This window comes from Nitrobacter sp., from assembly GCF_051535235.1.
In the GTDB taxonomy this organism is placed as follows: Bacteria; Pseudomonadota; Alphaproteobacteria; order Rhizobiales; family Xanthobacteraceae; genus Nitrobacter.
On sequence record NZ_JBPPLZ010000005.1, the window covers coordinates 78,761 to 91,773 of the forward strand.

General features: G+C 59.9%; 19 protein-coding genes, 2 tRNA genes and 1 pseudogene. 2 read left to right on the forward strand and 20 right to left on the reverse strand.

Going from position 1 to position 13,013, the window contains the following annotated elements:
- Window positions 1-5: 5 nt before the first annotated feature.
- Window positions 6-176, reverse strand: coding sequence for a hypothetical protein (locus ACS3WA_RS08720; protein ID WP_438278141.1), 171 nt, complete (start codon window positions 174-176; stop codon window positions 6-8).
- 430 nt (window positions 177-606) lie between these two features.
- Window positions 607-692 (reverse strand) — tRNA-Tyr (locus ACS3WA_RS08725).
- Between the two features lie 210 nt (window positions 693-902).
- Between ACS3WA_RS08725 and ACS3WA_RS08730 the strand changes: the two genes are divergently transcribed.
- The gene (locus ACS3WA_RS08730; protein WP_438278142.1) at window positions 903-1,754 is read left to right on the forward strand and encodes a TrmH family RNA methyltransferase; all 852 of its coding nucleotides are present in this window, start codon (window positions 903-905) and stop codon (window positions 1,752-1,754) included.
- A gap of 61 nt (window positions 1,755-1,815) precedes the next feature.
- On the opposite strand, the gene ACS3WA_RS08735 is transcribed toward ACS3WA_RS08730, so the two are convergent.
- The 6 genes from ACS3WA_RS08735 to ACS3WA_RS08760 form a co-directional block, all read right to left on the reverse strand.
- Complete coding sequence (locus tag ACS3WA_RS08735) at window positions 1,816-2,337, reverse strand: hypothetical protein (protein WP_438278143.1); 522 nt, start codon at window positions 2,335-2,337, stop codon at window positions 1,816-1,818.
- A gap of 39 nt (window positions 2,338-2,376) precedes the next feature.
- Window positions 2,377-2,862, reverse strand: coding sequence for a hypothetical protein (locus ACS3WA_RS08740; protein ID WP_438278144.1), 486 nt, complete (start codon window positions 2,860-2,862; stop codon window positions 2,377-2,379).
- A gap of 166 nt (window positions 2,863-3,028) precedes the next feature.
- The gene (locus ACS3WA_RS08745; RefSeq protein WP_438278145.1) at window positions 3,029-3,160 is read right to left on the reverse strand and encodes a hypothetical protein; all 132 of its coding nucleotides are present in this window, start codon (window positions 3,158-3,160) and stop codon (window positions 3,029-3,031) included.
- Window positions 3,161-3,566: 406 nt separating this feature from the next.
- Window positions 3,567-3,746 (reverse strand): hypothetical protein, encoded by a 180-nt coding sequence (locus ACS3WA_RS08750; RefSeq protein ID WP_438278146.1) that lies wholly within the window; start codon window positions 3,744-3,746, stop codon window positions 3,567-3,569.
- A gap of 91 nt (window positions 3,747-3,837) precedes the next feature.
- Window positions 3,838-4,023 carry a hypothetical protein gene (locus tag ACS3WA_RS08755; RefSeq protein ID WP_438278147.1) on the reverse strand — a complete coding sequence of 62 codons (186 nt, stop codon included), beginning with the start codon at window positions 4,021-4,023 and terminating at the stop codon, window positions 3,838-3,840.
- A 244-nt stretch (window positions 4,024-4,267) separates the two neighbouring features.
- A tRNA-Thr gene (locus ACS3WA_RS08760) sits at window positions 4,268-4,342 on the reverse strand.
- Between the two features lie 560 nt (window positions 4,343-4,902).
- Between ACS3WA_RS08760 and ACS3WA_RS08765 the strand changes: the two genes are divergently transcribed.
- Window positions 4,903-5,136, forward strand: a complete 234-nt coding sequence (locus ACS3WA_RS08765; RefSeq protein ID WP_438278148.1) for a CsbD family protein — start codon at window positions 4,903-4,905, stop codon at window positions 5,134-5,136.
- Between the two features lie 241 nt (window positions 5,137-5,377).
- Here the strand turns inward: ACS3WA_RS08765 and ACS3WA_RS08770 are convergent, their stop codons facing one another.
- The 12 genes and pseudogenes from ACS3WA_RS08770 to ACS3WA_RS08825 form a co-directional block, all read right to left on the reverse strand.
- Window positions 5,378-5,587: a DUF2945 domain-containing protein gene (locus ACS3WA_RS08770; RefSeq protein WP_438278149.1), complete on the reverse strand. Its 210-nt coding sequence runs from the start codon at window positions 5,585-5,587 to the stop codon at window positions 5,378-5,380.
- A gap of 225 nt (window positions 5,588-5,812) precedes the next feature.
- The gene (locus ACS3WA_RS08775) at window positions 5,813-6,007 is read right to left on the reverse strand and encodes a hypothetical protein (protein WP_438278150.1); all 195 of its coding nucleotides are present in this window, start codon (window positions 6,005-6,007) and stop codon (window positions 5,813-5,815) included.
- Between the two features lie 228 nt (window positions 6,008-6,235).
- On the reverse strand, window positions 6,236-6,493 hold the full coding sequence (locus ACS3WA_RS08780; RefSeq protein WP_438278151.1) for a DUF2171 domain-containing protein: 258 nt from the start codon (window positions 6,491-6,493) through the stop codon (window positions 6,236-6,238).
- A gap of 152 nt (window positions 6,494-6,645) precedes the next feature.
- On the reverse strand, window positions 6,646-7,065 hold the full coding sequence (locus ACS3WA_RS08785; RefSeq protein WP_438278152.1) for a thioesterase family protein: 420 nt from the start codon (window positions 7,063-7,065) through the stop codon (window positions 6,646-6,648).
- A gap of 3 nt (window positions 7,066-7,068) precedes the next feature.
- Complete coding sequence (locus ACS3WA_RS08790; protein WP_438278153.1) at window positions 7,069-7,302, reverse strand: hypothetical protein; 234 nt, start codon at window positions 7,300-7,302, stop codon at window positions 7,069-7,071.
- 85 nt (window positions 7,303-7,387) lie between these two features.
- The gene (locus tag ACS3WA_RS08795; protein ID WP_438278154.1) at window positions 7,388-7,660 is read right to left on the reverse strand and encodes a hypothetical protein; all 273 of its coding nucleotides are present in this window, start codon (window positions 7,658-7,660) and stop codon (window positions 7,388-7,390) included.
- 46 nt (window positions 7,661-7,706) lie between these two features.
- Window positions 7,707-7,988, reverse strand: a complete 282-nt coding sequence (locus ACS3WA_RS08800; protein WP_438278155.1) for a chaperone modulator CbpM — start codon at window positions 7,986-7,988, stop codon at window positions 7,707-7,709.
- The gene (locus tag ACS3WA_RS08805) at window positions 7,985-8,893 is read right to left on the reverse strand and encodes a DnaJ C-terminal domain-containing protein (RefSeq protein WP_438278156.1); all 909 of its coding nucleotides are present in this window, start codon (window positions 8,891-8,893) and stop codon (window positions 7,985-7,987) included. Before ACS3WA_RS08805 ends, ACS3WA_RS08800 begins: the two co-directional genes overlap by 4 nt.
- Window positions 8,894-9,384: 491 nt before the next feature.
- The gene (locus tag ACS3WA_RS08810; RefSeq protein ID WP_438278157.1) at window positions 9,385-9,573 is read right to left on the reverse strand and encodes a DUF992 domain-containing protein; all 189 of its coding nucleotides are present in this window, start codon (window positions 9,571-9,573) and stop codon (window positions 9,385-9,387) included.
- Window positions 9,574-9,666: 93 nt separating this feature from the next.
- Window positions 9,667-9,887 (reverse strand): annotated as a pseudogene (locus ACS3WA_RS08815) (Hsp70 family protein); the annotation flags it as partial.
- A 15-nt stretch (window positions 9,888-9,902) separates the two neighbouring features.
- Window positions 9,903-11,510 (reverse strand): glutamine-hydrolyzing GMP synthase, encoded by a 1,608-nt coding sequence (gene guaA / locus ACS3WA_RS08820; RefSeq protein WP_438278158.1) that lies wholly within the window; start codon window positions 11,508-11,510, stop codon window positions 9,903-9,905.
- 162 nt (window positions 11,511-11,672) lie between these two features.
- Window positions 11,673-12,971 (reverse strand): RsmB/NOP family class I SAM-dependent RNA methyltransferase, encoded by a 1,299-nt coding sequence (locus ACS3WA_RS08825; RefSeq protein ID WP_438278159.1) that lies wholly within the window; start codon window positions 12,969-12,971, stop codon window positions 11,673-11,675.
- Window positions 12,972-13,013: the final 42 nt, after the last annotated feature.

Here is a 13,013-nt window from a genome sequence, read left to right on the forward strand (position 1 = left end):
CTCCGTCACCGGTTTGTTTTTTTATTTTTCGTCGGCCCGCGCTGAACAGGAAGAAGCGCATGGTTCGCGATGAGGAGCATCGTATGGAATTGATCCCGAACGGCTTCGATATCATCGAGATCGCTCGCCGCCTTTATCATCCTTTTGATAGAGACCAGAGCCTGGCGTTCGTTCATCTTAAATCTCCAACGGTCCGGACTCCGCCTGATCCTGCCGAACAATCCGTGCTCGGTCAGGCCGCAGCCGGCAGGGATGAATACGAACCAGATGGCCGTCACCCTTTCCTTGCCTAATCTTCATTGGACGGTAAAGCCACCATCGACAAGAAGGGCGTGACCCGACCCGAGATGGTCACCGCCGGCACGCGGCGTGCGGCGTACACGAGTCATCTCGACGACCGAGCGCCTCGCCTGCCCCGCATGGTACGGCGTGCATGATTCGTTGCGCGACCAGCCGGTCCAGTAGCGGATCACAACGGACGGTAGCGCACCTGGCAACGGATGGTGACGGATGAACCCGAGACCCCCGCCCACACCCCGGGAACGTTGTCAGTTCGCCTCTCCGAGAATGTCGGCTTCAATTTTGTCTGTAAGATATTGATTTTATTGGTGGGGGAGGTAGGACTCGAACCTACGAAGCCATGAGGCGGCTGATTTACAGTCAGCTCCCTTTGCCACTCGGGACACTCCCCCGTAACGCCATCGGATGTCACCCACTGAAAAAGTGGCCGGACCGACCCGTGGATGACATTGATGGCACCTGCCCGGATACCGGGCCTACGGTTGCGCGCGTTTATGGGCGAAGCGGCCCGGCAAAGTCAACCGAGAGCGACCGGGATTGAGGACTTCCGCGCATCCAACGGTGGAAATTGCCATTGTTTCAGGCCCGTGAGACAAGCACGCATGAGCGATCGAGATCGAGGACCGCGATTCCGGCGGGATTCCCGGCCGTCGGGAGACAACCGCGCCGGAAAGACCGGCGACCGGAAACGTCCCCCCGGACGGGGTTCGGCTCGAAATGGCCGCGACGCCAGCCCCCACAGCCCGGCGATCCTTTACGGCTGGCACACGGTGACAGCCGCGCTGGCCAATCCCCGGCGGATCATCCGAAAGCTGCTGCTCACCGAGAACGCCGCGCGACGGCTCGCGGATGAAAACATCGACACGCGGATTGCGCCCGAGATCGTGCGTCCCGGCGCGATCGATCAACGCCTCGGCCCGGACGCGGTGCATCAGGGGCTGCTCGCGGAAGCGGATCCCCTGCCCTCGCCGGATATCGACACGCTGGCGCAGGAAGGCATCGTGCTGGTGCTCGACCAGATCACCGACCCCCACAACGTCGGCGCGATCATGCGATCGGCGGCAGCGTTTGCGGTGAAGGCGATCGTCACCACGGCGCGCCACAGTCCCGAGGCGACCGGCGTGCTGGCGAAATCCGCCTCCGGCGCACTGGAGCTTGTGCCGCTCGTGCTGGTACAGAATCTGTCGCGGGCGCTGAGCGAACTGAACGACCGCGGCTTCATGACCGTCGGCCTCGACAGCGCCGGAGGCGAGGATCTCGCCGCAATCCCTTTGCGGCAACCGCTGGCGCTGGTGCTCGGCGCCGAAGGCAAGGGTCTGCGGCAATTGACGCGGGAAACATGCAGCGCGGTCGCGCGCCTCGACATGCCCGGCGACATCAAGAGCCTCAACGTCTCGAACGCCGCAGTGCTCGCGCTCTATATCGGCGCCAGCCATCTCGACCTGATGCGCTGACAGGCACGAAAACGCCCGCTCGCATTTGCGAACGGGCGTCTGCTTTAAGAAGCGCGGCCTGTCAGTGGTGGCGGTGTGCCACCGGATGATGGTGACCGTGGGGATGATGCCGCGGTCCGTGGACATGACCATGGCGGTGCGGCGCATGGCCATACCGGAGGCCATGGCGATGGGCGTGATGCCAGCGATAGCTGTACACGACCGGGCCGGTCACGGGCGCGCCGTCATAGTAGTGATGCATGGCATGGGCGTAACGGCCGCCGTCGTAGGGATAGTAATAAGGGCGGCTGTAGGCGTTCCATCCGGAAACGGCGGCTTCCTGATAGGTCGGCACCGGCGCGAAGTTGCCCGGACCGCTGAAGGTCGGTCCCTGATTGACATAATAATACTGCGTTGGAGACGGCAGACGCTCGTAAGCGGCGATGCCGTAGCCCGCACCGTAATAGCCATGATAGCCTTGCGCACACGGGCTGCACGGCGAACACCCCGCGCTTGTGAACAGTCCCCCGCACGCCATCGCCGGCGCAGCGCTCGCCGCCATCAGGGCCGCGGCCGCGACCAATCCTGAAATCATCTGACGCATTTACTCTCTCCTGCTTTGTCTGTTTTTTGAAGTTCGATGCTACGGTTTGGACCTGCGAAACTGCGGGGTCCGATGCTGAAAGTCCTGCGGCGGACCTGTGGGCCCGATCTCGGGTGCGAGGATGATCGCAGGCGGCGTCTGCGGGATATCGGATTGCGCGGGCGTCGGATCGGAGCGGGCCGACCAGGACTGATGAAAACTTTCGGCGCGCGGCGGCAGCTTGCGGTTCGCCGGAGGTTCGATTTCGAGGCGGCCGTAACCGGGTCTCTGGCCGAGGCTCGGATAATAATGACCGACGTGCGGATCGGGATCGACGTAGCGTCCGCCATACACCGTCGGCTGCACGTGAATCCTTCGGGCGAGGCCCCAGTCGCCTTCGACGACCGCATAGGAGGCGTCGATGCCGTTGATCATGATCGGAACGCCGGGACGGCCGGGAATCACGATCACCGGACCGCTGTCGGCGAGAGCGGTCGACGACGTCCCGATCAAAAGAGCCAGCGCAAGTCCTAATCCGATACGCATTACAAGAATCCGGTTTCCGGCCGACCCTAGTCGAACCGATGTCGGCAAGGGTTAAAGCCGCCGCCGAAACTGCCGGTAAGCCTAATGTGCAAGCCTGCGCCGGCAATCAATTGCGAAGCATTCCGCTATCGAAATGTTAACGGGGCGGACGAGGTCGGGGTTCCTGCTACAGCCAGAAGCTGAGCAGAACCAGATTCACCGAGCAGGCCGCAAACAACGCAATGGCAAGCGCGAGCTGCAGGCCGTCGGTCGCCGGTGTCGGCATCGTGTCCATGACCGGATCATCAGGCGATTCCATCGCTTGAGTCCCGGTCGATATTTTCCCGGAGCGCCTGTGGAGATTCAGGAGTCGTTTACGATTGCGGGGCACGGCCCGAATCGGTCGTATGAGCCTTTCCACTTCTAGACAGGTTGCTTTCGATGGAATCAGCAACCCAGTCATGCCCGGCTTTACGCCGACATCCACGCCTTTGGAATTTCAGCGAAGGAAAACGTGGATAGCCGGGAGACCATAAGTGAGCGAAGCGACGCCGTTCTTGAACAGCTATGGGCGAGAAAAGCGACGCCGTTCTTCGAACGGCTATGCCGGCCATGACGGATCAGTTTGTTTCCATCAAAAAGCAAACCGCTTTAACGCAAGAAAGCCCCGACCCGGTCGGGTCGAGGCTCTCTCAACCAAGCCTTCTTACTTGAACTGCCATTTCTTACTTGGGCTGCCATTTCGCGTATGGCAGGGTCGGGCCGCCGCCGGTGCTGATATAGCCGACGGTGAGCGTCCCCTTGTCCATCGAAATCTTGATCACCGTGCCCTGCGCCAGGACCTCTCCGCCGCTGACCGCGTCAAGCTCGTTCATCGTCAATTCGCGCATGCCGGGATTCATCATTGTAAATCTCCTTTTGAGTTTGCGACGGACATTCGTCACGTCTGTTGATCTTTGCGGGCGTTGATCGGTGTGGGGATGAAGCCGGAATTTCTTATTTCACCGGGATCCATTCGGCGGACGGCAGCGCCGGCCCGCCGTCAATGCTGACGGTACCGATCGCCAGAATGCCCTTGCCGTTGATATCGATTAGCGTCGTTTTCCTCACCTCGGTATGGACCGTGCCGCCGCTGACCGAATCCAGTTCATCGATCGTGAGGTCGCGCATTCCGCTCGACATTGCTGATCTCCGTTCGTGCCTCGGAAGAACCATTCCCTCCGTGGCATCTGTGTAGTTCAGCAGTGCATGACGACGCCGTGATCTGGGTCACACAATTCGGACATGGCGAAACAGCCGGCCGCAAGTTGCGGGCAACAGGGCGGGATCCGCTTGGCGGCTTCCCGCCAATAGGAGTGTCCCCCGGACGCCCGAGGTCGAACCGCCGAGGATCAAAAAAGATTCCAATTTAACGCCGAGGGAATAATGGTGCCGGCGGAGAGGATCGAACTCCCGACCTTCGGTTTACAAAACCGCTGCACTACCGCTGTGCTACGCCGGCCCTCAATGAACACCGAACCCCGTGCTTATTCGGGTAATAATTCAAAATCCATGCGGATGACAGCGGCGGATGATGCCGGCCCGCGGCTGCTGCGCCTGCTTATGGCGGCTCACCGGCACTCGTCAACTGAGATTTTCGAATGGGACCAGGGGGATCGTTCATGCCCAGTGGATCATTCCACTCGATTATTTTTCATTGTACCATGTTGATATATCAGCACAAAAGCTGATACGTGGTGGATCTTGCGATGGTCGTCGCACTCCGCGCAATACGAAACCAGGCCACACGTTGTTTGCTCGGGTGAATGCGAGGCGGCGATCCGCCGACACTGATGTCGCAGATAAATTATCTGATGAAAGACGGACAATTTGTCCGCCTCTAGCGATACGCCCGCGCTAAACCATTGATATGTGGGCCTGGTATGATTGGCCGCTCATTGCCTCTGTTCACGAGCACGTGCGACGGCGCCGCCCCTTGGAACAAGGTAAACCTCCGGACCGTTTTTCTTTTCCTTGCACGTTTTCTTTGCACGTTTTTCTTTGCAACCAGAGGAGAGCAGCATGAACAGTATGAGCCCCATGGCGGACTGGGATAACCGGATCAAAGGAAACTGGACGCAGTTCAAAGGCAAGATCAAAGAGCAGTGGGGCAAGCTCACTGACGACGACTTCGATGAGATCGATGGCAAACGCGAGCGGCTCGAAGGAAAGCTGCAAAAGCTCTACGGGTATCATGAACTGCAGTCAAAGAAGGCTGTCGACGATTGGATCAAGACAGAGTTTGGAGCCCACTGAATAGAATTTGCCCTGCTTCGACGGGGCATTTTACTTTTAGCTACGCGACCCATGTCGTTGTGTTGGACCGGCCGCGCTACACCATTGACTCTCGGCAGTGCGCACTCTTCTACGGAGACCGAGCAAGGGCCGCGATATGTTGGCGATATATTGGTGTGGCGCGGTCAGCAGTTCGACAACTTTCTCGAAATCCGGTTGGAATGGCCGATGGTGAAGGGCGCGGCTTCACACCGTGTCGGCTTCACGCATAATGAAGCGCGCTGCCTTTGTGGGTTGCGATATGATCAGTTTTGTCGCTTTTGATTTCGTATTGAGGGTCTTCTTTTGAGGCATGGTGGGTGTGACCTTTGTAATCAAAGTCGCTGGTGTGAACGGCGATGATCGTACCCGATACCCGGCCAGCCTCGGAATTCCAGGCCACGTGATCGCCGATCTCGAACCTCTTCGTCATCTCACTTCTCCAGAAGACTGTCTCTTTTCCAACATCCCTGTTCCAACTGCACATGCATGCTGGACCGTCGAGCCGTTGCCGTGACAATTCGAACGGCACGCGCAACTCGACCCTGCCTTAGCATCGCCGGCGCGGCGACCGCGCATAACTATAAAATGGCGTCGAATGCGACCTGACGATGTCGCCGAACCGGCATGCTGTCGCGCATGACGATCGCGTTTGGCGCTAATCCATGTCCCGGAAAGCGTGACCGTCAGCCTTTATCCCTTCAACCACCTCCGGAGGCAGCAGATCCTGCGCGGCGGTGCCATCAAAAACCCAATCTTTCTTGTCGGCGAGATCGGGAAGGCTTGCGCCCTTGGGGACGTAAAGCCCAATGGCCGGCTTCTTGGCATTGATATAGAGATCATATTCGTCCATCTGGCACTCTCCCTGGACTCAAGACTGCGCGGCCGTTTCAAAACACCAGCAATGGCCATGCCAAACGGCGCATATACAATTTCAATAGACTGACGAATTCCGCACAGGAGGACTGAACATTCTGTCCGTGGCTGAGGGGCAAGTTGTGCACCATCGCATGAGGTGGCAACCGACTCCAACAGAGATCCACGCCGCTCAACGCCACGCCAATGCGCACGCGTCGAGAAATCATCCCAACTTGACAGGTCGGCCGGACGGCTCTTCCTCCAGGGTGACGGCGACGTCGGCGTTCGCAGAAAGACGGACCTTGTCGCCTTCCACGCCGGCCACAAAACCCATCTCAATGAAATGATGATGCCCTTCGTGGGACCCGAAACTGTCGCTTTTCTTGAGCTTGATACGATCGCCCTCGACGCGGTCAACCGTACCGACGTGAACGCCGTCGGCACCGATGACATCCATGTCGTGCTCGATCCTGTTCGTCATCATGGGCTCTCCTCTGCTCTTATACATACCTTGCGTTCAGACCGTCTCTCCTTCTTCCTTATTCATGGTGGCAATGCTCTTGCCGTTGAATGTCAAGCTACGCCTCGCTGCCGATATTTCGAATCCGCACACGTCCGGAGGCGTGCGCGGCCTTAGCTCTTCCGGGCAGCCGCCGGTCGAGCGCTCTTTGCGTCGAGGCGCTGCTGCAAACGATGGAGATCGATGATCGTGCGCTCATGCGTGCCTTTCCCGATCTCCTCGATTTCGTCATGCGCGGTTACGTCGAAAACGATGCGTCGCCCGTCGACTTTCGTGACGACGGCGGTCGCGACAACGCGCAATCCAGCCGGGGTTGCGGCAAGGTGAAGGACATCGATCGCAGTGCCGAGCGCCCGCTCGTCTGGCTTCAGGTAGCGTGAAATGGCACTCAACGCCGCATTCTCCATCACGAGGATCATGACCGGCGTCGCGAGAACATCCGGAAGCGTCGGGTTCTTGACCTGGCTGGCCAGATGTTCCGACTTCACATCAAGCGTGAAGCTTCCCGTTGTTCCAAGCGGTATGATGGACATCGCTTATGTTGCTTCCTCAAACAATGCCTCGACGATAATCGTGGAAACCACTGATGTCATCAGGCCAGCGGCTGCAATGACCGATGTAATAAGAATGTTACCAGACGTCGTAACCCTGCCACCAGCTTTTGGTTTCATCCACTTTTCAGAAATAAAGGCGATGTAGGTCCTGGCTCGCATCGTTGAAGAGTGAGGTGTTCTTTCCAACGCTGCGGACAGTTTGTCGAAATGAAACAAGACAAATTGTCCATCGCGTTCAGGATGCGATGGTCGCCACCGCGAAGCCTTCGGGTCCAGACAGCGAGTATCTCCGTCAGCTCACCTATTTATTTCTGCGGCGGTCGCGTCCCGTCGTTGGCGCATCGCCGCGATCCTCGCCCAGGAATACGGGCGCCAGATTCTCTTCGACCATGATGCGGGCTGCTTGCGGCGTCTGCTCACTGCCGACGATGTCGAGACGGGTTGCGGCGTCGAAAAGAATATCGCGTACATCGCCCGGTGACAGAACATTCTTTTCAATGAGTTTGCGGATCAAAGCCTGCATGATGAGGCTATCCATTTCCCCTCGACCCGGTCGCTCCAATCTTTCGATCATTGTCTCGATCTCCTGAGCCGGGGCCCCGGTCGCGCGCAGCTATCATCTAGGCCGACGTTCCGCGAATGTCTTTGTTCAGTTGCGCAAACGCGCGACGCATCCCATGAAGCTGATCGACGAGGTGGAGGATCACATCGATCCCCTCGTCGTTGACGCCAAATTGGCCCGTGAGATCCTGGATGAGACGCGCCCGTGCCATGTCTCTGTCGGAAAAGCTCATGCCAGCGGCGGTATCCTCCGGTATCAGCCATTGCTGCTCGAGCCAGAACTCCAGTGTCTGAATCTGGACACCTGACGATGTCAGGAATTGTTCCTTGCTCATGATCATGACGGCGTGCCTCCACGCGGATTGAATTCCTTGCCCTTCGTCCAGTTCGATACAAATGCCTCGAGCTCCGGATCCGGCGATTTCGGTAGAACAATCTTCAGCTTGACAAGTTCATCACCGCTCCCGCCGCCGCGACGCGGCGCGCCTTTTCCTTTCAAACGAAGAATCGTTCCCGTGTTCGAGCCTTTTGGTACCGACATGGTCACGTCGCCGGTCGGCGTCGGAACACGAACCTGGCCTCCGAGTACGGCTTCGGAAAGCGAGATCGGCAGCTCCAATGAGATATCGTCGCCGTCGCGTGTAAAGCGGCGGTCAGGCAAGACCTCTACCTCGATCAGGGCATCGCCGGGGCCGCCCTTCCCCGCGCCGAGCGCCCCTTTGCCTTTCAGGCGCAGGATTTGTCCGTCGATCAGTCCGGGCGGAATCTTCACTTCCAGCGTGTCGCCGTCCGGCAGGGTGATGCGCTTGCTTGCGCCGCTGATCGAGTCGACGAAATCGATCGGCAGTCGGTAATGCAGATCCTCGCCACGCCGGTTCTGGCGCGCTCGTTGTCCACGCCTCAGAAGTTCGGCCAGGGCATCATCCGTATCCATGAAGTCAGCGAAGCCGGAGGTGCTGGTGTAAGGATGTCCGTCGTCCGAGTTCGCGAAGTCTCGATAGAATTGATGTTGCGGTCGTTCTGCGCCCGACTCGTCAATCTCACCATTGTCGAAACGCTTTCGCTTCTCGGCGTCGCTAAGCAGATTGTAGGCGGCGGAAACTTCCTTGAATTTCTCTTCGGCGGTCTTATCACCGGGATTGAGATCGGGATGCAGCTTCTTCGCCAGCTTACGATAGGCCTTCTGGATATCGGCGGCGGAAGCCGACGGAGATACGCCGAGTGTGTCGTAAGGATTGCCTGCCATCTAGAGCTCCCGAGAACGGCAGATTACGATTCCGCCCGAGAGTTGCCATTCTTCGCAAGGGATGGCGCAGCCTGACTGCGGATTGATGCTATTCAACATGCCCGGGATCCACATATTCTGGATAATTCTTCGCTTGCTGTGGCGTCATTCTCGCAGGGTCCCGTTCTCCCGGAACGCCACGCGGCCAAGCTGGGTACGCGCGTTATGTCGTCGTCCGCCAGCCGTGGCTTGCCATCATCGAGTTGCCCATTGCCTCCCAACCCGGCAAACCTTTTCAATTTCAATCTCCCACCAGAATTTTAGAAGAAAGAAGCGTCCGGGAAACGATCTTCTGGAGCAAACGTTTTTTCGTGGCTGCTTCAGGCTCCCATTCTAGCATCCTCTTTATCGGCGGAAACGGTCAACATTCGGGAAAACCTCAGGCGCCGTTCGGCCCGGGCGAACGGTGCCTGCCTGTCGTCTTTTCAGCGACCTGGTTGCAAATCCATCCGCTAAAGTCCCGCCGCGATGACTACCCCGGTCTCGGCCTGCACGCTGATGGGCTGGAGTGCAATGCTGTTGTTCGAACCGCCGAGGAGTACGTTGCCACCGATGCCGACGAGGGCCGCCGCCATGGCGTCGACACCGACGTAAGTCCCGGCGATGTCCCCGTGTCCTGGCTGCGCGATTGGCGCGAACACATTCCAGGCCAGCGCAGTGCTTTCGGTAATGCCGATGTTGAGGCCAGCTGAATTTTAGCGATATAATAGTCTTCTGGCATTCCATTGATGCGCCTTGAGCCGTTGCAAAGCGAGGTGTCCCTCCTGAGGTCGATTCCTGCTCTCTCTTAAATTCGTCGGTCAGGTCGTTCACAAGCCGCATATCAAGATCTTCACCGCCAAAAACGTGGCGCCACTAGTCGACTTTACCTCGAACACACATCACCGATGTCGAGAATTAAAATATCGAAGGTGCTGCTGCCGAGATCATAGACCGCGATTTTGCTTTTGCTCTCAGCGAGGGATCTGAATCACTCCCACTCGATTGTGCCCGGCGGCTTCGACGTCACATCGTAGACGACGCGGTTGACGCCCTTCACCTCATTGATAATGCGTGTTGCGGTTTCGCCAAGGAAGCGCATGCCGAACGGATAGAAGTCGGCGGTCATGCCGTCGGTCGAGGTCACGGCGCGCAGGCCGACCACATAGTCATAGGTGCGTCCGTCGCCCATCACACCAACCGTCTTCACCGGCAGCAGCACCGCGAACGCTTGCCAGATCTCATCGTAGAGCCCGGCTTTTCGGATCTGGTCGATGTAGACGGCGTCGGCCTCGCGCAGGATGTCGAGCTTTTCGCGGGTGATCTCGCCGGGGCATCGGATCGCTAGCCCCGGCCCCGGGAATGGATGGCGGCCGACGAAAATCTCCGGCAGGTCAAGTTCACGCCCCAATACACGCACCTCGTCCTTGAAGAGTTCACGCAGCGGCTCGACCAGCTTCATGTTCATGCGATCAGGCAGACCACCGACATTGTGGTGCGACTTGATGGTCACCGACGGACCGCCGGTGAACGACACGCTTTCGATCACATCGGGGTAGAGCGTGCCCTGCGCGAGGAAGTCGGCGCCACCGATTTTTTTCGCTTCCACCTCGAACACGTCGATGAAGAGACGCCCGATGGTCTTGCGCTTCGCTTCGGGGTCGGTGACGCCGGCGAGTTCGCCCAGAAATTGCTTCGACGCATCAACGTGGACCAGCGGAATGTTGTAGTGATGGCGGAACAGATCCACCACCGTCCTGCCCTCGTCCTTGCGCAGCATCCCGTGATCGACAAACACGCAAGTGAGCTGGTCACCGATCGCCTCATGGATCAGGATCGCCGCCACCGATGAATCGACGCCGCCCGACAGGCCGCAGATCACCCGGCCCTTGCCGACCTGAGCGCGGATCTTCTCGATCGCCTCCTCGCGAAACGCGCGCATCGTCCAGTCGCCGGTCAACCCCGCGACCTTTCGGACGAAATTGCGGATCAGTTTCGCGCCGTCGGGAGTATGCACCACCTCGGGGTGGAACTGCATCGCATAGAACCTGCGCGCGTCGTCAGCAATGACCGCGATCGGCGAGCCGGGCGCCCTCGCCACCGCACGAAAACCATCCGGTAGCCCGGTGACGCGGTCGCCATGGCTCATCCAGACGTCGTATCTGCCGCCCTTCTCCCAGACGCCGTCAAACAGCGCACACCCTTCGATGACCTCGATGGCGGCGCGGCCGAATTCGCGGTGATGGCCAGCTTCGACAGTGCCGCCGAGTTGCTGGGCCATGGTCTGCTCGCCGTAGCAGATGCCGAGCATGGGCACGCCCGCCTTGAGGATCGACATCGGCGCCGCCGGTGCATCCTTGTCGAGGACGGAGGCAGGTCCGCCCGAGAGGATCACCGCCTTCGGCTTCATCTCAAGAAAGGCCGCTTCCGCCTTCTGGAACGGGACGATTTCCGAATAGACTCCCTCCTCGCGCACGCGCCGGGCGATCAGTTGCGTGACCTGGCTGCCGAAATCGACGATGAGAATTTTGTCGTGCGCCGAGGTCGCGCCGGCAGAAGGATCAGACGCTGACGTAGACGCTTTGCTGGAGGCTGTCATGGCGAGGAATTACGCGACCGGCATCGGCGTCGCAACCGCCAAAAACGCGTCATGGCCGGGCGTGTCCCGGCCATCCACGTCTTTGATGCGAGGCTGAAGGCAAGGCGTGGATGCCCGGCACAAGGCCGGGCATGACGAAAGCTTTCAGTCAACAGCTTTCAGTCAACGCTTTGCCAGAATCGAGACGAAAAACCCATCCGTTCCGGTCCGGCGCGGCGTCATCAAAAGCCCCTCGTCAGAGAGGTAAACCGCGGCGAGAAAGTCGTCGGTCCTGTCCCACAGCACGCCAGCGGTCTGCGACGGCGGCGTTACCGTGAAATCTGGATGTCGGCCGATAAACTTACGGATTTGCTCGCCATTTTCCTGCGGCAACACCGAACAGGTGATATAGGCGAGGCGGCCGCCCGGTTTGACCAAACCGGCAGCACGATCAAGCACTTCCGCCTGGTCTTTCAAACGGACTTCGAGCGCGCCCGGCCGCATCCGCCATTTCGCGTCCGGGTTGCGCCGCCAGGTGCCGGTCCCGGTGCAGGGCGCATCGATCAGCACGAGATCGGCGGATGACTTGATATCGGACAGCGGATCCTCCTCCCCCTTTGGAGAGCGGACCTCCGCGTTATGAACCCCGCCGCGGGACAGCCGTTCGTGGATCGGCGCGAGCTGCCGCTTGTCGCGATCGGTCGCAATGAGGCGGCCCCTGCCCTGCATCATGGCTCCCAGCGCCAGAGTCTTGCCACCGGCCCCGGCGCAAAGGTCGATCACCTGCTCGCCGGGTTTCGCGCCGGACAACAGCGCCGCGAGCTGCGAGCCCTCGTCCTGGACCTCGACGGCGCCCTTGATGAAATCCTCCTCGGCGTGGATGCCTGGATTGCGGGCATCGGCGCCGAGCGCGATTCTCAAACCCAGCGGCGACCACGGCGTCGCCGTCGCGCCGAGATGATGCAGCCGGCCCAGCACCTTCTCGCGTTTGGCCTTCAGCGTATTGACACGCAGGTCGAGCGGCGCGCGGCTCGCCATCGCCGCGGCCTCCGCCGCACGGTCATCGCCGAACGCCTCCGCGAGGTAGCCATCCAGCCATTCCGGATAATCACCGGCGATGTGAGCGGGCGCGTCCTCGACGCTGCGCGAGGCCAGCGCGGCCAGTTCGGCGCCGGAAAGCGGTTCGGGTGCGAAGCGGCTGCCATCGCACAGCCCCACAATCGCATCGGCGTCCAGCCCCCGCTCGAGCCTCAGCATGCCGAGCAGACGCGCGCGGGGCGTGTCGTCGTCCATGATCCAGGCGCTGGAGGCCTGACGGCGCAGCACGTCATAGACCAGCCCCGAAATCGCGGCGCGGTCGCCCGAGCCGGCGAAGCGGTGCGCTGTGCCCCATTCCTTCAGCGCCTTTGCAGCCGGCACCCGCTGACTGTCGATAGCCTCGATCACTTCAATGGCGGCGGAGAGCCGCGCGGCTGGCGTCATGGCTGACTTTCGATTGGAGACGCGGCGCTTACACGAGCAGGA